The organism is Arthrobacter sp. SLBN-112 (assembly GCF_030944625.1).
Lineage (GTDB): Bacteria > Actinomycetota > Actinomycetes > Actinomycetales > Micrococcaceae > Arthrobacter.
In genome coordinates this window covers 3,643,757-3,662,992 of record NZ_JAUSXY010000001.1, presented here as the reverse complement: position 1 = coordinate 3,662,992, position 19,236 = coordinate 3,643,757, and the positions used below count along the sequence as shown (strand labels likewise).

The 19,236-nt window shown below is 67.5% G+C and carries 18 protein-coding genes; 11 read left to right on the top strand and 7 right to left on the bottom strand.

The window, feature by feature from the left end; all coding sequences use genetic code 11:
* The first annotated feature begins 60 nt into the window (after nt 1-60).
* Nucleotides 61-825, top strand: coding sequence for a GNAT family N-acetyltransferase (locus tag QF050_RS17055; protein WP_308931476.1), 765 nt, complete (start codon nt 61-63; stop codon nt 823-825).
* Nucleotides 826-863: 38 nt separating this feature from the next.
* Nucleotides 864-1,622: a hypothetical protein gene (locus QF050_RS17050; protein ID WP_308931475.1), complete on the top strand. Its 759-nt coding sequence runs from the start codon at nt 864-866 to the stop codon at nt 1,620-1,622.
* On the opposite strand, the gene QF050_RS17045 is transcribed toward QF050_RS17050, so the two are convergent.
* The 3 genes from QF050_RS17045 to QF050_RS17035 are packed head-to-tail and all read right to left on the bottom strand — an operon-like array spanning nt 1,615 to nt 3,817.
* Nucleotides 1,615-2,250 carry a TetR family transcriptional regulator gene (locus tag QF050_RS17045; protein WP_308931474.1) on the bottom strand — a complete coding sequence of 212 codons (636 nt, stop codon included), beginning with the start codon at nt 2,248-2,250 and terminating at the stop codon, nt 1,615-1,617. The genes QF050_RS17050 and QF050_RS17045 overlap by 8 nt on opposite strands.
* Entirely contained in the window at nt 2,247-3,002 is a 756-nt protein-coding gene (locus tag QF050_RS17040; protein WP_374121538.1) for an ABC transporter permease, read from the bottom strand. The genes QF050_RS17045 and QF050_RS17040 overlap by 4 nt, the downstream gene beginning before the upstream one ends.
* Nucleotides 3,002-3,817 carry an ABC transporter ATP-binding protein gene (locus QF050_RS17035; RefSeq protein ID WP_308931473.1) on the bottom strand — a complete coding sequence of 272 codons (816 nt, stop codon included), beginning with the start codon at nt 3,815-3,817 and terminating at the stop codon, nt 3,002-3,004. The genes QF050_RS17040 and QF050_RS17035 overlap by 1 nt, the downstream gene beginning before the upstream one ends.
* A gap of 437 nt (nt 3,818-4,254) precedes the next feature.
* Between QF050_RS17035 and QF050_RS17030 the strand changes: the two genes are divergently transcribed.
* From QF050_RS17030 to QF050_RS17020, 3 genes are read left to right on the top strand one after another with little or no spacing between them, the layout of a single operon-like run.
* On the top strand, nt 4,255-6,066 hold the full coding sequence (locus tag QF050_RS17030; RefSeq protein ID WP_308931472.1) for a proline--tRNA ligase: 1,812 nt from the start codon (nt 4,255-4,257) through the stop codon (nt 6,064-6,066).
* A complete protein-coding gene (locus QF050_RS17025) occupies nt 6,063-6,857 on the top strand; it encodes a TSUP family transporter (protein WP_308931471.1) in 795 nt (264 codons plus the stop codon). Before QF050_RS17030 ends, QF050_RS17025 begins: the two co-directional genes overlap by 4 nt.
* Nucleotides 6,858-6,912: 55 nt before the next feature.
* Complete coding sequence (locus tag QF050_RS17020) at nt 6,913-8,304, top strand: pyridoxal-dependent decarboxylase (protein ID WP_308931470.1); 1,392 nt, start codon at nt 6,913-6,915, stop codon at nt 8,302-8,304.
* A gap of 39 nt (nt 8,305-8,343) precedes the next feature.
* Here QF050_RS17020 and QF050_RS17015 read toward each other — a convergent pair whose 3' ends face one another.
* From QF050_RS17015 to QF050_RS17005, 3 genes are all read right to left on the bottom strand, one after another.
* Nucleotides 8,344-9,375, bottom strand: a complete 1,032-nt coding sequence (locus tag QF050_RS17015; RefSeq protein ID WP_308932203.1) for an aminoglycoside phosphotransferase family protein — start codon at nt 9,373-9,375, stop codon at nt 8,344-8,346.
* A gap of 4 nt (nt 9,376-9,379) precedes the next feature.
* Nucleotides 9,380-10,147, bottom strand: coding sequence for a VIT family protein (locus QF050_RS17010; RefSeq protein ID WP_308931469.1), 768 nt, complete (start codon nt 10,145-10,147; stop codon nt 9,380-9,382).
* 101 nt (nt 10,148-10,248) lie between these two features.
* Nucleotides 10,249-11,349: a DUF4439 domain-containing protein gene (locus QF050_RS17005; RefSeq protein ID WP_308931468.1), complete on the bottom strand. Its 1,101-nt coding sequence runs from the start codon at nt 11,347-11,349 to the stop codon at nt 10,249-10,251.
* A gap of 107 nt (nt 11,350-11,456) precedes the next feature.
* On the opposite strand from QF050_RS17005, the gene rimP reads away from it, so the two are divergent.
* The 5 genes from rimP (at nt 11,457) to rbfA (ending at nt 17,380) form a co-directional block, all read left to right on the top strand.
* Complete coding sequence (gene rimP, locus QF050_RS17000; RefSeq protein ID WP_308931467.1) at nt 11,457-12,071, top strand: ribosome maturation factor RimP; 615 nt, start codon at nt 11,457-11,459, stop codon at nt 12,069-12,071.
* The gene (nusA, locus tag QF050_RS16995) at nt 12,071-13,051 is read left to right on the top strand and encodes a transcription termination factor NusA (RefSeq protein ID WP_308931466.1); all 981 of its coding nucleotides are present in this window, start codon (nt 12,071-12,073) and stop codon (nt 13,049-13,051) included. Before rimP ends, nusA begins: the two co-directional genes overlap by 1 nt.
* Before the next feature lie 164 nt (nt 13,052-13,215).
* Nucleotides 13,216-13,578: a YlxR family protein gene (locus QF050_RS16990; RefSeq protein WP_308931465.1), complete on the top strand. Its 363-nt coding sequence runs from the start codon at nt 13,216-13,218 to the stop codon at nt 13,576-13,578.
* 152 nt (nt 13,579-13,730) lie between these two features.
* Nucleotides 13,731-16,619 carry a translation initiation factor IF-2 gene (gene infB / locus QF050_RS16985; protein WP_308931464.1) on the top strand — a complete coding sequence of 963 codons (2,889 nt, stop codon included), beginning with the start codon at nt 13,731-13,733 and terminating at the stop codon, nt 16,617-16,619.
* Nucleotides 16,620-16,870: 251 nt separating this feature from the next.
* Entirely contained in the window at nt 16,871-17,380 is a 510-nt protein-coding gene (rbfA, locus tag QF050_RS16980) for a 30S ribosome-binding factor RbfA (protein ID WP_308931463.1), read from the top strand.
* A gap of 65 nt (nt 17,381-17,445) precedes the next feature.
* Here the strand turns inward: rbfA and QF050_RS16975 are convergent, their stop codons facing one another.
* Complete coding sequence (locus tag QF050_RS16975; protein ID WP_308931462.1) at nt 17,446-18,573, bottom strand: ScyD/ScyE family protein; 1,128 nt, start codon at nt 18,571-18,573, stop codon at nt 17,446-17,448.
* A 175-nt stretch (nt 18,574-18,748) separates the two neighbouring features.
* On the opposite strand from QF050_RS16975, the gene QF050_RS16970 reads away from it, so the two are divergent.
* Nucleotides 18,749-19,234, top strand: coding sequence for a nucleoside deaminase (locus QF050_RS16970; RefSeq protein ID WP_308931461.1), 486 nt, complete (start codon nt 18,749-18,751; stop codon nt 19,232-19,234).
* Nucleotides 19,235-19,236: the final 2 nt, after the last annotated feature.

Sequence of the window (19,236 nt, the reverse complement as noted above, 5' to 3'; positions counted from 1 at the left end):
GTCCGTACGCTTGACGGCCAGGACACCGCCTCGCTGAGCCTTCTGGCGCAGCAGGATCCCGTGACCAACGTGTTCATCCTGGCGCATTTGCGCGCCACGGGCACCGCGGCCCCCACCGCCGGCGGGGCCGGCGTTATCGGCGTCTTCGACAACGGCGTCCTGACCGGCGCCTGCTGGGCCGGGGCCAACCTGGTCCCGGTCCAGCTGGACCCCGCACTGGCGCCCCTCGTGGCAGAGGCCGCGAACAGCTCCGGCCGCCGGTATGCGTCGGCCTTCGGCCCCGCCGAGGCCGTCCTTGCACTCAATACAGAACTCGCCCAGCGGGGGCACCGTGCCCATGAAGTCCGGGCAGACCAGCCGCTGATGGTCATCCAGGATCCGCCCCGCGTCCAACCCCACCCCGGCCTGGCCCAGGGCAACCTCGCCGACTTTGACCGCATCCTTCCCGCCTGCGCCGCCATGTTCGAGGAAGAGGTGGGGTACTCGCCCTACCTGGGCGGCAGGGAGTTCTACAGCCGCAGGGTGGAAGGCCTCATCCGGCAGGGCCACTCCCTGGTCCACCTCAACGAGGCCCACGAAGTGGTATTCAAGGCCGAGTTGGGGGCCGTGACCGCGGACGTCACCCAGGTCCAAGGTGTGTGGATGAATCCCCGGTACCGCGGCCGGGGCCTGAGCTCCGGCTACATGTCGGCAGTGGTGGAAAAAGCGCAGAAGATCGCGCCGGTGACAAGCCTGTACGTCAACGGTTTCAACACCAAGGCCAGGTCCACCTACGAACGTGTCGGCTTCCGGCAGGTGGGCACGTTCGCTACAGTTCTTTTCTAGCGGCGTCCGCCGGAGGTGAACTGAAAATTGGGGGAAAAATGAAGAAGTCCGTGCTGGGAATATTCGGGGCTTCTGCCCTTCTGGCCATTGCGGTATCCGGATGCGGCGGACCGGCATCCCCGCAGGCAGCAGATTCCTCCACGGCAGCGCCCGCGGCGTCCCAAACGACGGCGCCCCCGACCCCCACGGCAACGCCCACACCCACGGCCAAGGCCTATACAGCCGAACAGCTGGCAGCCATCGTGGCACAGGTCAGGGATGCGGCGGACCGGAGGCTGACCGTCCTGCCCACAGGCGACATCGCCACCACGCTGGAGCAAACCAAAACCATGCTCGCCTCCATCGATGTCAAGCCTGCTGAGTGCAAGGAACTCGCTGCCGCCAGCACCGTGCCGTCCGTTGACGGCGCCGCCATGGCGATAGGCATGAGCACCGATACCGGCACCGGGGCAGCCACGGCACTGTCACTGATAGCGGGCCTGGACCAGAGCTTCCTCGCCAAGGTCGCGGACTCGTCGGAGCAGCTGGCGAAGTGCTCGTCCATGACCATGACTGCCTCGGGAATGGAGATTGCGGTCACCGTGAAAGCCGTGCCGGGGGTCAGTTCGGTTCCCGGCGCCGTCGCGTACCGCACGGACAGCTCGCTGCCGGACGGCCGCACGCAGTCCACGGTCACGGCCCAGGTGGTCCACCAGGGCGTGGTGCTCACCTCGGTCGCGTCCGGCGGCGCGAGCGAGGCCGACGCCGTCCAGCGGGCGGGTGCGCTCCTCGACGCGGCTGCCGCCCTGGTCAAATAGGGCCGGTCAGGTAGCGCTGCACGGTCGGCGCGACCAGCCGCACAACGTCCTCCGGTGGCGCTGACGCCAGCGGTTCCAGCCGCACCACATAGCGGACCATCATCAAACCCACGATCTGGGTTGCCACGAGGTTTCCGCGCAGCGCCACCTCCTCGGGCGGCCCGGGAACCGACGCCGTGATCCTGCTGATCACCCGGCGTGCCACCGCCTCCCGCAGCAGCGACGTTTTGGCTGTGGATCCGATGGTTCCCCGCAGGAAGGCCAGGAGGCCGGCCTGGGCAGGGCTTTCCCAGAGCCGGAGCACTGTCCGGACGATCAATTCCGCCCGCTGGTCAGGGTTTGATTCCGCCATGCCGGCCAGGACCTGCTCCGGATCGGCAGGCAGTTCCACGCTAAGCGCGAAAAGTTCGTCCTTGCCGTTGAAGAAGTGGTGGATCATTGCCGGATCCACTCCCGCGGTGCGGGCCACCTGGCGAAGGCTGGTCCCGTCGAAGCCGTGCTCGGCGAAGAGCCTCCGGGCGGCCTCGAGGATGTGGTCCCGGGACGCGGTGGCACCGCCACGGCGTCCGCGGCGGCCGGCGGACCCCACCGGGCGGGCTGCAGGAGTCCCCGGTCCGGGGAGGGTCACGCCGTCCGCCGGCGGAGGGTGAGCGCGGCGAGCACCAGGACGCCGAGCGCGATGGCGGCCATGGCCGCGGCGTCCTGCCACAACCGGTCGGTGGCGTCCGCATGGGCAGCAACCTCCTGGAGGGCGTCCACGGAATAGGTCAGGGGAAGCACGTTGGAGATTGCCTCCAGGACATCATTCATCCGGTCGCGGGCAACGAAAAGGCCGCACAGCAGGATCTGCGGCACCACCACCACCGGCATGAACTGGACTGCCTGGAATTCGGTCCTGGCGAATGCCGAACAGAACAAGCCGAGCGCTACGCCCAGGACGGCGTTGATCACCGCGATCAACACCACGAAGCCCGGAGCACCGGCGATGTCCAGGCCAAAAATCCAATAGGCCACCGCCGTGGCCACCAGCGACTGCAGGGCTGCCATCAGGGAGAAGGCCACGCCGTACCCGAACAGCAGGTCGGCCTTGTGTACCGGCGTGGTGAGCAGCCGTTCCAGCGTCCCGGACGTCCGTTCCCGCAGCATGGTGATGGAGGTGACCAGGAACATCACCACGAACGGAAAGATGGCCAGCATCATCAGTCCCACGCGGTCGAACGTCCGGGGAGCACCTGGCGGCAGCGTCTCGTTCTCGTAGAGGAAGTACACCGCCGTGAGCAGCAGCGCCGGCACCACCAGGATCATGGCGATGCTGCGGTGGTCGTGGCGGAGCTGGCTGAGCACCCGGCGGGTGGTGGCAAGCATCATCAGGGCGTCCATCAGAGCACCCTCCCGTCCGGCCCGGCGGCTTCCACGCCGGCAGGGTCAACCCCTGTCCCGGCGTGGTCGGCGTCCCGGATGATGGCCAGGAAGGCCTGTTCCAGGTTGCTGCTGTGCCCCCTCCTGCTGAGCTCGCCGGGCGTGAGCTGCGCGAGGAGCCGGCCCTCCCGCAACAGCAGCAGCGTGTCGCAGCGGCTGGCCTCCTCCATGACGTGGCTGGAGACCAGGAGCGTCGTTCCGGCCCGTGCCATCGCCCGGAATCGTTCCCAAAGATCGGCCCGGAGGACAGGATCCAGGCCGACCGTGGGCTCGTCCAACACCAACAGGCGGGGGTGCGCCACCAGGGCGCAGGCCAGGGAAACGCGGTTGACCTGGCCGCCGGACAGGTCGGCGGTTTTGCGGCGTGCCAATGCTTCGAGGCCGACGGCGGCAATTGCCTCGGCCACGTCGGCTTTCCGTTTCCGGTGCATGGCACCGAAGTAGCGGACGTTCGCCTCGACGGTCAGGTCCGGGTAGACACTGGGGGACTGGGTGACGTAACCAACCTGCCGCCGCAGCGCGGAACTTCCAGCGGGCATGCCCAGGACCTCGACCGTCCCGCCGGCGATGCGCTGAACCCCCACGATGGTGCGCATCAGGGTGGTCTTGCCGCTTCCGGAGGGTCCCAGCAGGCCGGTGATGCGTCCGGTGGGAATGCTGAAGTCCACTCCAAGCAGTACGGGACGCCGGCCCAGTTTCACGGTCAGTGCTGAGGCCACGATGGCCGCGGCGTCCTGGCCGCGGGCCGGTGCCAATGGTGCTGCCGAGTGGGACATGCCGCCTCCATCGCTGCCTCAGGCCTGGCCGGGCGGGTCAGCCCGGAGAATTCATCACCTGGTGAATTAAATGTAGGCCTGGGCGGAAGAACGGACAAGGGCATCCCGCGATGTGAAAACACTTGTCAAACGTGTGCACCATCACATAGGTTCAATCTAGCTGCGCTGGAAGTGGGGTGGGCGGTCTCACCAGTCCTCACCAGTACTAAGGCGATAACGGCGTTGGGCCACGCCCGGATGCGATGACCAGCCTCACTGGGGGGCCAGGGGCTTTGTATTTTCCGGGCGTGGCCCTACTGTTTCCGGCGCGGCGGGATGCCGTGCCCGGCCGCCGTGCCCGGCCAGTCCGTACTGCAGGTTGTGTGCCGGTAGATTAGTATCCAGACGAATTGTCCGGCACTGCTGACCCAGCACCTCCCCAGAAACGGATACCACCCGTGGTCCTACGACTCTCCCAGCTTTTCCTGCGCACGCTGCGCGAAGACCCCGTCGACGCCGAGGTTGCCAGCCACAAACTGTTGGTCCGCGCCGGCTACATCCGCCGCGCGGCTCCCGGAATCTACACGTGGCTTCCGCTGGGGCTGAGCGTCCTGCGTAAGGTCGAGGAGATCATCCGCCAGGAAATGGCTGCCATCGGCGCCCAGGAAGTGCACTTCCCGGCACTGCTCCCGCGCGAGCCGTACGAGGCCACCAACCGGTGGACCGAATACGGTGAGGGCCTGTTCCGGCTCCAGGACCGCAAGGGTGCCGATTACCTGCTGGCCCCCACGCACGAGGAAATGTTCACGCTCCTGGTCAAGGACCTGTACTCCTCCTACAAGGACCTGCCGCTCAGCCTGTACCAGATCCAGAACAAGTACCGTGACGAGGCACGCCCGCGGGCAGGCCTCCTGCGCGGCCGCGAGTTCATCATGAAGGACTCCTACTCTTTCGACGTCGACGACGCCGGCCTGGATGCCAGCTACGCGGCCCACCGCGGTGCCTACCTGAAGATCTTTGAACGCCTGGGGCTGGAGGTCGTTCCGGTGGCAGCCACCGCCGGGGCCATGGGCGGCTCCAAGAGCGAGGAATTCCTGTTCCCGACAGAGATCGGCGAGGATACCTTCGTCCGCTCCGCCGGCGGCTATGCAGCCAACGTTGAGGCCGTCACCACCGTGGTCCCCGACGAGATCGACTTCAGCAACGCCCCGGCCGCCAAGGTCCTGGACACCCCGGATACTCCCACCATCGAGACCCTGGTTGCCGCTTCGAACCAGATTGCCCCGCGGTCAGAGGCCGACGGGGGCGCCTGGACCGCCGCCGACACGCTCAAGAACGTCGTCCTCGCCGTCACCCTGCCCACCGGTGAGCGGCAGCTGGTGGTCATCGGAGTTCCCGGCGACCGCGCCGTGGACCTCAAGCGCGTGGAAGCCAACATCGGCGCGTTCCTGCCGATCGCCGGCGAAATCGGCCTTGAGCAGGCCGGTGAGGAAGATCTCAAGAAACAGCCGCTGATCGTCAAGGGCTACCTGGGCCCCGGCCTTTCCCTGGACCAGCCGCTCCTTGGCGCCGGGAGCGCAACGAAGATGCTCTACCTGGTGGACCCGCGGGTGGTAAGCGGAACGGCGTGGATCACCGGCGCCAACCAGGCAGGCAAGCACGTCTTCGGCCTGGTGGCCGGCCGCGATTTCACCTGGGACGGCGTCATCGAGTGCACCGAAGTCCGCGCCGGCGACCCCTCACCTGACGGTTCCGGCCCCTTGGAGACCGCCCGCGGCATCGAGATGGGCCACATCTTCCAGCTCGGCCGCAAGTACGCCGAAGCCCTGGACCTCAAGGTCCTGGACCAGAACGGCAAGCAGGTGGTGGTCACCATGGGCTCCTACGGCGTCGGCGTGACGCGGGCCGTTGCCGCGCTGGCCGAAGCCAACCACGATGACCGCGGCCTGGTCTGGCCCCGCACGGTGGCTCCGGCCGACGTCCACGTCGTGGCTGTGGGCCGCGGGGACGAGATCTTCCAGGCAGCGGAAAAGCTCTCTGCTGAACTCGAAGAGGCCGGCTTGTCCGTCATCTACGATGACCGCCCCAAGGTCTCTCCCGGCGTGAAGTTCGGCGACGCCGAGCTCGTGGGCGTACCCACCATCCTGGCCGTGGGCCGCGGACTGGTGGACGGCGTGGTGGAGATCAAGGACCGCCGCAGCGGCGAAGCCGAGAACGTTGCAGTGGACAAGGCCGTCGACTACGTGGTCAACGCCGTCCGCAACCAGTGATCTCCGGCTTCGAATCGATCCAGCTCACCACCATCATCCTGATCGTGGTGGCTGGGTTCGCAGCCGGCTGGGTCGACGCGGTTGTGGGCGGGGGAGGCCTCATCCAGCTTCCTGCGCTCCTCCTGGTTCCCGGCATCGCGCCCGTGCAGGCCCTGGCTACCAACAAGATGGGCTCCATCTTCGGAACCGCCACCAGTGCCGCCACGTACTACCGGCGGGTGGGGCCGGACCTCCGGACCGCCGTCCCCATGGCCGTCATAGCCCTGGCAGGCAGTTTCGGCGGCGCCAGCCTGGCCGCCTCCCTGCCGGCGGGGGTCTTCAAGCCGATCATCGTGGTGGCGCTGGTCGCCGTCGCGCTCTTCACCGCGCTGAAGCCCAATGTGGGTGAGCTGACGGCGCTGCGGCATGACGGCCGCAAGCACTACGTCGTCGCCTGCCTCATCGGTGCCGTGATCGGCTTCTACGACGGACTCATCGGCCCCGGGACAGGATCCTTCCTGGTGATCGCCCTGGTGTCCGCCATGGGCTACGCCTTCCTCGAAGCCAGCGCCAAAGCCAAGATCGTGAACATGGCCACCAACGCCGGTGCACTGCTGTTCTTCCTGCCGCACGGGTCCATCCTGTGGGGCATTGGCCTGCTGCTCGGGGCAGCCAACATGGCCGGCGGCTACCTGGGCGCCCGCACCGCCGTGAACCAGGGAAGCAAGTTCGTCCGTGTGGTCTTCCTGGTGGTTGTTGGCGCGCTGATCGTCAAGCTCGGCTACGACGTCTGGCAGGACAACTTCGGCTGATCCCTCCCCGGAACGGGCCCTCGTCGCCTGGACCCGCCGGGCGTAGCATGCACGTATGGCACCCGGCGACGACGAGTATGCACCGGCACTGGCGGCGGCGGCGAGGCATTCGCAGGCCTGGCTGGCCAGCCTTCTCGACCGCCCGGTGGGACCCAGCCTGCACGCGTCCGAGCTCGCGGCAGCGTTTGGCGGCCCGCTGCCGGCAGCGGGCATGCCTGCCGCAGACGTCATCGACCTGCTTGCCACCGCGGCCGAACCCGGGCTCATGGCCATGCCCGCCGGCCGGTTCTTCGGCTGGGTGATCGGCGGTACCCTTCCCGCTGCCCTTGCCTCGGACTGGCTGGTCAGCGCTTGGGACCAGAATGCAGGCCTGCGCTACGCCACCCCGGCAACGGCTGCCATTGAGGAAGCCGCCGGCGCCTGGCTGCTGGACTTGCTGGGGTTGCCGGCCGCCGCCGACGTCGGGTTCGTCACCGGCGCCACCATGGCAAACTTCACCGGAATGGCTGCCGCGCGCTGGCGGTTGCTTTCCGACGAGGGCTGGGATCTGGACCGGGACGGCCTGTCCGGTGCGCCCCGGATCCGTTGCTTTGTGGGCAGGGAGCGGCACGACACCGTGGACCTTGGCCTGCGGTACCTCGGGCTGGGACAGCCGACGGCGGTCGACGCCGACGGGCAGGGCCGTCTGGTTCCCGCCGCGCTGGATGCCGCCCTCGCCGCCGGCACCGGACCCGCCCTGGTGTGCCTGCAAGCGGGCAACCTGCACTCCGGCGCCTTTGACCCCTTCGCCGAGGCCATCGCCGTCGCACGCAGGCGCGGGGCCTGGGTACACGTCGACGGCGCGTTCGGATTATGGGCGGCCGCCGCGCCGGAACTGCGGCACCTCACTGCAGGCTTCGAAGAAGCAGACTCGTGGGGCACCGACGCCCACAAGACCCTGAACGTGCCCTACGACTGCGGCATCGCGATCGTCCGGGACGCCGCGGCGCTCCGGTCCGCCATGGGCCTGCACGCCAGCTATCTCGTGCACGATGCCGAAGGGCCGGGGGACCCGTTCGAGAAAGTTCCCGAACTGTCGCGGCGCGCACGCGGAGTCCCGGTCTGGGCGGCGCTGAAAAGCCTGGGCCGCGACGGTGTGGCAGCCCAGGTGGCCGGGCTCGCGGCTGCCGCCGCCGCGATTGCCGGAGGCCTGGCTGCGCTGGATGGCGTGGAGGTCCTCAACGACGTCGGCTACACCCAGGTGTGCATTGCGTTCGGCGACGACGACACCACCCGTGCGGTGACCGCCCGCATCATCGAGGACGGAAAAGTATGGATGTCCGGTTCGCACTGGCAGGACCGCGAGATCCTCCGGGTCTCCGTGAGCAACTGGCATACCGCCGGAGCCGACGTCGCCACCGCCGTGGAAGCTGTCCGCTCAGCCCTGGCCGCCGTGCGGAATTCCTGAGCGTTCACGGCCCGCCTGAGCCTGCCTGACTGCCCGCACCTATCCACTCTGGCCGGGCTCCGGCAGGTCATGGGGATGCGGCAGGCCGTCCAGCGTGGTGCCGGCCAGGGTGCTGGCCACCCACAGCGACCGGGCCAGGTCACCGTGGTGCCCATGCGCGGCATACCACAATGCGTTCTCCACTTCCCTGGCGATACCCCATTGCCTGGCAACGTCAGGGTCGAGGCTGGCGGCCCTGCTGAAGTCGTGGCAGCGCCGCAGCAGGCCGCCACCGGCGTCGTTCGCCGGCAGGTCCGTCAGGCGGTTCCACAGCAAGGGGGCGACGGCGAACTCGGGCTCGCCGATCATTGGCTGCGGATCGATGGCTGCGTATCCATCCAGCGGGTGTGGTCCGTCCGGCGTCGCGGTCCCCGGACGGGCCAGGACATTGAGGAAATGCAGGTCCGTGTGGACCAGCAGGTCCCGGGCGGACCGGCGGCCCACTGCGCCGCGGGTCTGGCACACCTCAAGGGCTGCCTCCAGCAGCCAGCGGGGAAAAGGCCGGCCCAGTTGCTCCCAGTCCGCGGGAAAGTCGTCGCTCCACTGCTCGGCACGCGCAGCGATGTGGCCGAACTCCTGCCACTCGGCGCGTGGGTCCGGGGAAAGTCCCAACTGCCGGACCAGGCCGCCCCACACCGGGACGGCGTCGTCCATTGACAGGGCAGCCAACGACCTGCCGGCGTCTAGGCGTTCCAGGAGCATGGCACATGACCCGGCATCCGAGGCCAGCAGGGCCACGGCCCCCTGGCCGCCCCACAGGGCCAGCGCATGGCGCTCAACCCTGGCCTCGTCGTGGGGGAAGGCGATCTTGAGGGCCGCCGGGGACCCGTCGTCCTGCAGCACCGGGACTACCACACCGCCGTGCCCGTTCCAGGGGAGACTGCCTGGTGCCAGGTCAACGTCGAGCCGCCACTGCTCCAGGCGTTCCTGCAGCAAACGCGGTAAGCCGGCAATCCAGGCCCGGCCTGCACTGGTGCGTGCGTAGCGCGCCGCAAGGTCCGGAGGAATGGGTACTGCCGCTGCCTTGACCACCGGATCAGACAACCCCCGAGGCGCCGAGCAGGTTGCCAATCAGGAAGGTTGCCGCCAGTGCCAGTGCACCGCCCACCACTACCCTGACGGCCGCCTTGGTTCTTGAGCCGCCACCAATCCAGGCACCCAAGGCTCCCGTCAACGCCAAGGCCACCAAGACCGACACGAAGGTCAGCGGGATACGGATCTCCGGCGGCGGCAGGAGGATGGCCAGCATGGGCAGGATGGCGCCGATCGTAAAGGCGAGCGCCGATGCGAACGCCGCGTGCCAGGGACTGACGATGTCCGTTTCGTCGATGTTCAGTTCGGCGGACAAGTGCGCGGCCAGGACGTCATGCGCCGTGAGTTCCTCGGCCACCTTGGCCGCTGTTTCCGGGGCCAGGCCCTTGGCCTGGTAAATGGCGGTCAACTCCGCCAGTTCCGCGTCCGGTTCTTCCGCCAGTTCCCGGCGTTCCTTCTCGATGAGGGCCCGCTGGCTGTCGCTTTGGCTGCTGACGGAAACGTACTCGCCCAACGCCATCGACACCGCACCGCCCACCACTCCGGCGACGCCCGCCGTGAGGATGGGGCCCGATTCGGCGGTGGCCCCGGCCACGCCCACCACGATCGCCGCCACGGAGACGATGCCATCGTTGGCCCCCAGCACGCCGGCACGCAGCCAGTTCAGCCGGTGGGCAATATCGTTGCCGTGGGGTTCAGTTTCAAGATGGCGGTGCAGTTCCGGGGTTTCCGGATTGATTCCCGGGGAATCGGCAGGTTCGTCCGCGTTCATGCCTTCAGCAAACCACCCCGGATGCTCCGGTGCCACCCTTCCACCACGGTTCATTGCGGGCCTGTGCCCTGGAATTCAAAGGGGGGTGGGGCGGTTGGCGTTCAGGACGCTGCGGGCGACGCCGTGACAGCGCCGCCGGCACGAAGCGCCGGCAGTTGCCCCACGTCCAGGTTGAGGCCTGGAACAGGTCCCGGGTCCACGCCCCACCGCGCGGCCCGGGCGGCCGCGGACTGCAGTGCTGACAGCGCCCATGCCCGGTCCTGGCCCTGGGATAATGCCACGACATCGCCGTAGGGCGCCAGGGTTGATGCTTCGATCCGGCCCAACCCCGCCGCCGGTGCGGCCAGGAAGCCGCCATCAAGGATGTACCCCGGCTGTTGCGGCACGGACGCGCCGCAGGCAACCCGAAGGCGCGCTTCCGCGGACGCGGTGAGGCCCTTGTGCTGACCCAGGAAATCCGACGCCGGGCCCGCCTCCGCCGGAACGAGGCGGGGGAGGGCCGCCTGGTAGGCGTAGACGGCCTGCTGCTCAGCGGCAGTTACCGCGGCCAGTGCCTGGCGGATGTCTGCAGGAGCGCCGGGCTCGGTGGCCTCCGGCGCGGCCGCCACGGCCGACGGCGCCACGCAAGGGGACGCGCTGGAGTCAGCCCCGGACACGTCCCCGTCAGGTCCTGCTGCCGTGCCTTGCGGCGCCGGCACCCCGGCGGCCGCAGCGAGCCTCCCGGCGGCGAGCAGTTGTGCGATGCCGGTGCCGGCGAGAAGCCGTGCCATGCCGCCGTCGGCCGCTTCTGCGTCCTTGACGCGGGCAACTCCGCTGGCAGCGAGCGCCTGGACCAACTCTGCCGCGCCCCTGGCAGGCCTCGTCGGTGCCGGCGACGGGGAAGCTGACCCCTGCGCAGCAGGTGCGGGGGCGGGGGACTGGAGTGCCTTGGCCTGGATGGTCAGCAACGTCACAACACCATCCACCGTGGTGGAATCCACTGCACCGTTGACGGCCAGGCCCTGTCCCGCAGCCCGCAGGTCCAGGGCGTCACTGAAGGCCGCCGACCTGGCCCGCTCCGAAAAGGATGGCGGGGACGGGGCGGGTTTATCCGCGGGAATCAGGGCGAAACCGAGGCTCAGGACAACCAGCGCCGCCAGCGCGAAGACGGCATAACGGAGCGGGCGCAGGCGCGGGCGGCTGTCGTGGCGGCGGTCTTTCACAACAGACCATGGTGTCACGCTGCGGGGGAACCCCGGTGCACCGCTGGGCCGGTAAAATAGCTACGCTAGTAAACACCACATCATCTATAGGGAGGGCGGCCGGCATCGTGAGCAATGCAGAAGCCACGGCTTCACCAGACCACGCGGGTACGGGAAGCGGATCCGCACCGGCCCACAACCCCGAAGCCGCCCGGCTCCGGGCTCTCTTGGAGCCCGCCATCCAGGCCAACCGGCTCTACCTTGAGGACGTGGTCATCAACATCGCCGGTTCGCACCGGGTGGTCAACGTCGTGGTGGACCTGCCGCAGGAGGAGACGGGCGGCGTCAGCCTGGACGTCATTGCCGATATCTCCAAGGTGCTCTCCGATGTCCTGGACAGCGACCCCAACGCAGATACCCGCCCGTATGACCTTGAGGTGTCCTCGCCCGGGGTCGGGCGTCCACTGACCGAACCCCGTCACTGGCACCGCGCCCGCGGCCGGATGGTCAAGGTCAACGTGCTCCAGGGTGAGAACGTCACCGGGCGCATCCAGTCGGTGGACGACGGCGGAGTGACCCTCGTGCCCGAGGTCGCCGTCAAGAAGGGCATGAAGCCCCGGCAGGGCGACCCCGTAAAGCTTCCTTTCGACAGGATCCGCAATGGAAAAGTCGAGATCGAATTCAGCCACCTCCCCGAGGATGGTCTGGAACCTGAACACAATGGACCTTCCGAGGAGGCCTGATGGATATTGACATGAGCGCACTGAGACTTTTGGAGCGTGAGCGTGAAATCCCGCTGGACCTCCTGATCCCCACCATCGAGCAAGCGCTCCTGGTGGCCTACCACAAGTCGCCCGGCGCCTTCGAAAAAGCGCGTGCCGAGCTGGACCGCAAGAGCGGCCACGTGACCATCTGGGCTGTCGAGATTGACGACGACGGCGCTCCAATCGGCGAATTCGAGCACACCCCCGAAGGGTTTGGCCGCATCGCTGCCAGCACCGCGCGCCAGATCATCCTCCAGCGGCTCCGCGACGTCGAGGATGACAACGTCCTGGGCGAATTCAAGGGCCGCGAAGGCGAACTGGTGTCCGGCACCATCCAGCAGGGCAACAACCCGCACATGATCCAGGTCAACCTCGGATCGCTGGAGGCGCTGCTGCCGCCGCCCGAGCAGGTTCCCGGGGAAAAGTACATCCACGGCAACCGCCTGCGCGCCCTGGTCATCGATGTCCACCGCGGCAACAAGGGGCCCTCGGTTACGCTGTCCCGCTCGCACCCGGGCCTCGTCCGGAAGCTCTTCGAACTCGAAGTGCCTGAAATTGCCGATCACTCCGTGGAAATCGTCGCACTGGCACGCGAAGCCGGACACCGCACCAAGATCGCCGTGAAGGCGAACACTCCCGGGATCAACGCAAAGGGCGCCTGCATCGGGGAAATGGGCTCGCGGGTCCGTGCGGTCATGACCGAGCTCAACGACGAAAAGATCGACATCGTCGATTTCAGCGAGAACCCGGCGACCTTCATCGCCAGCGCCCTCTCGCCGTCGCGTGTGAATTCGGTCACTATCACCGATGAAGCAACCCGGTCCGCCCGGGTGGTGGTTCCCGACTACCAGCTGTCCCTGGCCATCGGCAAGGAAGGCCAGAACGCCCGCCTGGCGGCGAAGCTGACCGGCTGGCGCATCGACATCGTCTCCGACGCCGCGGCGCCCCGCGATAAATGAGGTTCAGGGCCGGGTGGTTGCCGTACCCGGGCAGCCGCCCGGTTTCGGGCAGAACGGCCCAAAGGGGCTAGAATAGATAAGACCGCGCCTAACGGCCGGCAGCCGTGTGCCCTGTGTATGCCAATTTTCCGGACTCCGGAGGTGGTTATGCCAGGGCCAGCAGAATGAACGTCAGGACGATGACCGTGGCAGAAGTGCTTTCCACCGGGAGTCAGCCCGAACGTACCTGCATCGGATGCCGGAAGAAGGGCTTGCGGTCGCAGTTGCTCCGGCTCGTCGCCGAAGGCAGCGGATCATCCGCTGTCCTGGTGGATGAACGACGCCGGATGGCTGGCCGGGGTGCTTGGCTGCACCCCAGCCAATCGTGCCTGGCTCTGGCGATCAAACGGCGAGCATTCGGACGCGCCCTTCCGGGCGCAACCGGTACCGCCGCAGTTGAACACCGGATCACGTCAGGTCCGAACGTTGACGTCGCCGCGGCGGCTGCAACACCAACCGTCCAACCTGAAAGCGGGTCAGAAAACTGATGGAAACCCGATGAGTTCCCAGCGATGAGTGCGTAACGATGACAACTTTGTTGCGCTCTGCAATGGGCCTTTCAGCTGCGTTCGCGGCGGAGGCCCGCAGTAAGAAGTAGACGGTTCGTGCCTGGCTCGGTGCGGACCGAGACAGGAGAAATGTGGCCAAGGTCCGCGTACATGAGCTCGCCAAAGAGCTCGGTATAACTTCCAAAGATGCAGTGACAAAACTGCAGGAACTGGGCGAATTCGTTCGCTCCGCCTCATCCACCATTGAGGCCCCCGTTGTGCGCAAACTGCGCAACGCCTTCCCCGACGCCGCCGCCAAGTCAGCGGCCCCTGCCGCGACGACCGCTGCCGCCCCCAAGGCCGCCGCGCCCGCAGCAGGATCACGTCCTTCAGCACCACCTCCGGGCCCGGCTGCGCCCAAGGCTCCGGCCCCTGCGGCACAAGCACCGGCTGCACCTGCCCAGGCCGCCCCGGCGGCTCCCGCAGCTGCAACTCCGGCGCCTGCCGCTCCCGCGGCTCCGTCCTCGGGTGCCAAGCCCGGCGCCCGCCCTGCCCCCAAGGCAGAGACCCCGGCTCCTTCCGCCCGTCCGGGCGGTTCCACGCCGGGTGGGTCCGGTCCCCGTCCCGGCGGTCCCCGTCCGGGCAACAACCCCTTCGCCACCTCACAGGGCATGCCCCGTGGCCGTGGCGGAGACGGTGAGCGTCCTCCGCGTCCGGGCAACAACCCGTTCGCCACGTCCCAGGGGATGCCCCGTCCCGGCGGCGGCCGCGACGGCGACCGTCCCGGTGGTCCCCGTCCCGCAGCCGGCGCTGGTGGACCCCGTCCCGGTGGGCCGCGTCCCGCAGCCGGCGCCGGTGGACCCCGTCCCGCGGCAGGCGCAGGCGGACCCCGTCCGGGCGCACCCCGCCCCGGCGGTCCCCGCCCCACTCCCGGAATGATGCCCAACCGCACCGAACGTCCCGCACCCGCTGGTGCAGGCCGTCCGGGTGGCGGCGGCCGCGGTCCGGGCCGTCCGGGTGGCGCTCCAGGCACCGGTGGTCCCGGCGCAGGTGGCGGCGCCCCGGCCGGCGGTGGCTTCGGCAAGGGTGGCCGCGGTCGCGGTGGCACCCAGGGTGCCTTCGGCAAGGGCGGTGCAGGCCGAGGCAAGCAGCGCAAGTCGAAGCGTGCCAAGCGCCAGGAACTCGAGCAGATGAGTGCCCCGTCGCTGGGTGGCGTGAGCGTACCCCGCGGCGACGGCAACACTGTGATCCGGCTCCGCCGCGGCTCGTCCATCACGGACTTTGCCGACAAGATCGAGGCAAACCCCGCGGCACTGGTGACCGTCCTCTTCCACCTTGGCGAAATGGCTACCGCCACGCAGTCGCTGGATGAAGAGACGTTCGCACTGCTGGGTGAGGAGCTTGGCTACAAGCTCCAGGTCGTCTCCCCGGAGGACGAAGAGCGCGAGCTGCTCTCCACCTTCGACATCGACTTCGACGCCGAGCTGGAAGCCGAAGGCGACGAGGAACTCGAGGCACGTCCTCCGGTTGTCACCGTCATGGGTCACGTTGACCACGGTAAGACGCGGCTGCTCGATGCCATCCGCAAGTCCGACGTCATGGCGGGCGAGCACGGCGGCATCACGCAGCACATCGGTGCATACCAGGTCACGCACAACCACGAAGGCGAAGACCGGAAGATCACCTTCATCGATACTCCGGGCCACGAGGCGTTCACCGCCATGCGTGCCCGTGGTGCGAAGGTCACCGACATTGCCATCCTGGTGGTCGCAGCGGACGACGGCGTGATGCCGCAGACCGTTGAAGCCCTCAACCACGCCCAGGCGGCCAACGTGCCGATCGTCGTGGCAGTGAACAAGATCGACAAGGAAGGCGCCAACCCGGAAAAGGTCCGCGGCCAGCTGACCGAGTACGGCCTGGTTCCCGAAGAATACGGTGGCGACACCATGTTCGTGGAAGTTTCTGCCCGCCAGAACCTCCACATCGACGAGCTGCTTGAGGCGGTCCTGCTGACCGCGGACGCTGCCCTGGACATGCGCGCCAACCCGAACAAGGACGCCCGCGGTATCGCAATCGAAGCCAACCTGGACAAGGGCCGCGGTGCGGTTGCCACCGTCCTGGTCCAGTCCGGCACCCTGCGCGTCGGCGACACTATCGTGGCAGGTACGGCCCACGGCCGCGTCCGTGCGATGTTCGACGACGACGGCAGCGCCCTGACCGAGGCCGGCCCGTCCCGCCCCGTGCAGGTGCTGGGTCTGTCCAACGTGCCGCGCGCCGGCGACACCTTCTTCGTGACCGCTGACGAGCGCACTGCCCGCCAGATCGCCGAGAAGCGTGAAGCCGCCGACCGCAACGCCGCCCTGGCCAAGCGCCGCAAGCGCATCAGCCTGGAAGACTTCGACCAGGCCGTCGCCGAAGGCAAGATCGACACCCTTAACCTCATCCTCAAGGGTGACGTATCCGGTGCCGTGGAAGCCCTCGAAGACGCATTGCTCAAGATCGACGTCGGCGAAGGCGTGCAGCTGCGCGTCATCCACCGCGGTGTGGGTGCCATCACCCAGAACGACGTCAACCTGGCAACGGTCGACTCCGCCGTCATCATCGGCTTCAACGTCAAGCCCGCCGAGCGTGTTGCCGAACTGGCAGACCGCGAAGGCGTGGACATGCGCTTCTACTCCGTCATCTACGCAGCAATTGATGACATCGAAGCAGCCCTCAAGGGCATGCTCAAGCCGGAGTACGAGGAAGTCCAGCTTGGCACCGCCGAGGTCCGCGAAGTGTTCCGTTCCTCCAAGTTCGGAAACATCGCCGGCTCGATCGTCCGCTCCGGTGTTATCCGGCGCAACGCCAAAGCACGCGTCTCCCGCGACGGCAAGATCATCGGTGACAACCTCACCGTTGAGACGCTCAAGCGCTTCAAGGACGATGCAACCGAGGTCCGCACGGACTTCGAGTGTGGTATCGGTCTTGGCTCGTACAACGACATCACCGAAGGCGACATCATCGAGACCTTCGAGATGCGCGAGAAGCCGCGCGTCTAGTCTGGTTCCGAACCAGTGGCGGGGAGCCTCCGAGTTTTGGGGGCGCCCCGCCCCTACGCTGGGCGGCAAAGGATCTTGCGATCCTTTGCCGCCCAGCTCCGGTAGGCCCGATGCCACTCCCGGGCGCCCCCAAAACTCTCCGGCATCGTCGTTGGCCCGCCTTTAGTGCGCGGCAGATAACTAAACGTGCGCTGGCAGCCTTCGCGTCGCCGTCGTACCCCTCTTTTTCTTTCTTCGTATAGGAGTTGTTCATGGCTGATCCGGCACGTGCTGCTAAGTTGGCGCAGCGGATTAAGGTTGTTGTTGCTGAGGCTCTGGGCCGGAAGGCCAAGGATCCCCGGCTTGAGGGCATTACTGTTACCGATGCCCGGGTGACCAATGATCTGCAGCACGCCACCGTTTACTACACCGTCTTCGGCGACGAGACTGTCCAGGCTGATGCCGCCAAAGGGCTCGAAAAGGCCAAGGGTGTTCTTCGGCAGGAAGTTGGCCGGAACATCACCGTCCGCCTGACCCCCACCCTTGAGTTCGTGGCCGACCAGATTCCGGTGAACGCTTCCAACCTCGAGGAACTGCTGCGGGAGGCCCGCAAGCGTGACGCCGAGGTGGCAGCACTTGCTGCCAACGCCCGGCACGCCGGCGACGCCGACCCCTACAAGTCAGACGCGTCCGACGACGTCGATATCGACGAAGACGACTTCGACGAAGAGGACACCGACCTCAGCGACGACGGAGACGTCGAGGAGGACAGCAACAAGTAGAACGCACACAGGGCCCGGGAGTTGATCCCGGGCCCTGCTGTTTTAACCCAGCAGTGCTGCATCCCCTAGTGCAAGTCAGCCTTGATGACCTTTCCGGACGGCGGCTGCGAGGGATCCCCGAGCGCGTCCGTCGTGGCGTAGAGCGTATGGCCGCTGATGTCGACGTCGGCTGGCATGTTCACCGCCAGGAACCGGGAACGGCTGCCCTCACACGTGAACTTCAGGATCTCGCCGCCGAACAGCGAGGCGACAAACACGTCACCGTTGCCGGCCACTGCGAGGCCCGTGGGACTGAGAATGTGGTCCGCCCAGAGGTCGGTGTCACCGTTCCACGGGTTGATTTTGAAAACCGCACCGCGGGCACCCAGTTCGGGACCTTCCGGTCCGCCGGGCAGGGACGTCACGTACAGCATCCCGTCCGGGCCGATCCCCACGTCAGTAGGCACGGGCTCGAACGCGTACTTATGCCCCACCACGCAGTCCGGAACCGTCTTGGTGGTCCCCTGCATGTCCACCGGGACCGTCAAGCCCGCCGGAATGGTGGCCGGACGTGGCGGCAGGACAGCGATCGTATCGATGTCACCATTCTTCAGATTGACCTTGAGGACGGCGTTCATGCCGGCGTCGGCCACATAGGCGGCGTCATCCTTCACCGCCAGGGCGTAAGGGTGGGAGTCCACAAGGCCCTTGTACCTGGCCGGCGGGAAAGCAGGCCAACCGGCAAGGCACTGATCGCTGACGTCTTTGCCAAACCCGTAGTGCTGGGACCCGTCCGGGTTGTGGCGCCGCTCGTAGTCGGCAAAGTCGGCGATGGTGTCCACGTCGCCCCTGGAGTCGATGGACTTGAGGTATCCGTGCAGTGCAGCGGGGTCTCCCTGGCCGGCGCCCACACTTTCCAGGTAATAGGTGGTGCTGCCGCGGGTGTCGGCGCCGGCCACCTCCCAGCCTTTGGGCGTCTGCGTGGCCAGGTCCTCGGTGGAGCCGTCCCGGTTGATGCGGGTGAGTTTTCCGGCAAAGTCCTGGGACACCAGGACCGATTTACCGGTCCCCGCCGAGACGTGCAGCGGTGAGACGAGTCCATCCGCAAGGACATCGTAGTCCGGTGTGCGTGAGGATGCGGAGGCGGGGGCAGCGGACGCCACGGCAGCGGCGGTGGCCGCGATACAGGCTAAGAATGCGAGTCGTTTCTTCATTGGGTTCTCCGGGTGCGATGCCCTTGACGGGCTGGATAGGAAAGCCTCGGCAGAGGCAAATTGTTTCCCCCGCGCGCAAGCGTAGGCTCCTACCAGCGGGTAGTCGCTGGGGGAATCTCCCCTTCTTTGCCCCCTTTTCATCCCCCTGCCGGGCCCCGGTGGCTAGGATCGTGCTATGACCTCTGCAGACCACGAAACCAGCCTCTCCACATACCTCCAGCAGGCAGTGGACCTGGCCACGCAGAACGTCGCACTTGGCGGCGGGCCGTTCGCAGCTGTGGTGGTCACCGCTGACGGGCACGTCCACGCCGGTGTCAACCGCGTCACCCGGGACAACGATCCCACTGCCCACGCGGAGGTGGTGGCCATCCGCGCAGCGGCCTCAGCAACGGCCAACTTCGACCTCACCGGAGCGGTACTCTACGCAAGCTGCGAGCCGTGCCCCATGTGCCTGGCCTCAGCTTTATGGGCCAGGATCGGCCACGTGTACTTTGCCGCGGACCGGCACGGGGCTGCGGCTGCAGGCTTCGATGATGCCCTCTTCTACGAGTACTTCAACGGCGCCAGGCCGGACCTGATGCCGGTCACCCGGGGTGACGTCCCGACGTCGGACCTCCCCTTCCAGGCGTGGGGCGCCTTTGCCGGCAGGAAGGACTACTAGCC

Bases quoted from the DNA above. Each gene is read 5' to 3' on its own strand.
- QF050_RS16975 (WP_308931462.1), bottom strand. From the start codon at position 18,573: ATGAAGAAACGACTCGCATTCTTAGCCTGTATCGCGGCCACCGCCGCT.
- rbfA (WP_308931463.1), top strand. From the start codon at position 16,871: ATGGCTGATCCGGCACGTGCTGCTAAGTTGGCGCAGCGGATTAAGGTT.
- nusA (WP_308931466.1), top strand. From the start codon at position 12,071: ATGGATATTGACATGAGCGCACTGAGACTTTTGGAGCGTGAGCGTGAA.
- QF050_RS17010 (WP_308931469.1), bottom strand. From the start codon at position 10,147: ATGAACGCGGACGAACCTGCCGATTCCCCGGGAATCAATCCGGAAACC.
- QF050_RS16970 (WP_308931461.1), top strand. From the start codon at position 18,749: ATGACCTCTGCAGACCACGAAACCAGCCTCTCCACATACCTCCAGCAG.
- QF050_RS17020 (WP_308931470.1), top strand. From the start codon at position 6,913: ATGGCACCCGGCGACGACGAGTATGCACCGGCACTGGCGGCGGCGGCG.
- QF050_RS17050 (WP_308931475.1), top strand. From the start codon at position 864: ATGAAGAAGTCCGTGCTGGGAATATTCGGGGCTTCTGCCCTTCTGGCC.
- QF050_RS17035 (WP_308931473.1), bottom strand. From the start codon at position 3,817: ATGTCCCACTCGGCAGCACCATTGGCACCGGCCCGCGGCCAGGACGCC.
- QF050_RS17040 (WP_374121538.1), bottom strand. From the start codon at position 3,002: ATGGACGCCCTGATGATGCTTGCCACCACCCGCCGGGTGCTCAGCCAG.
- QF050_RS16990 (WP_308931465.1), top strand. From the start codon at position 13,216: ATGAACGTCAGGACGATGACCGTGGCAGAAGTGCTTTCCACCGGGAGT.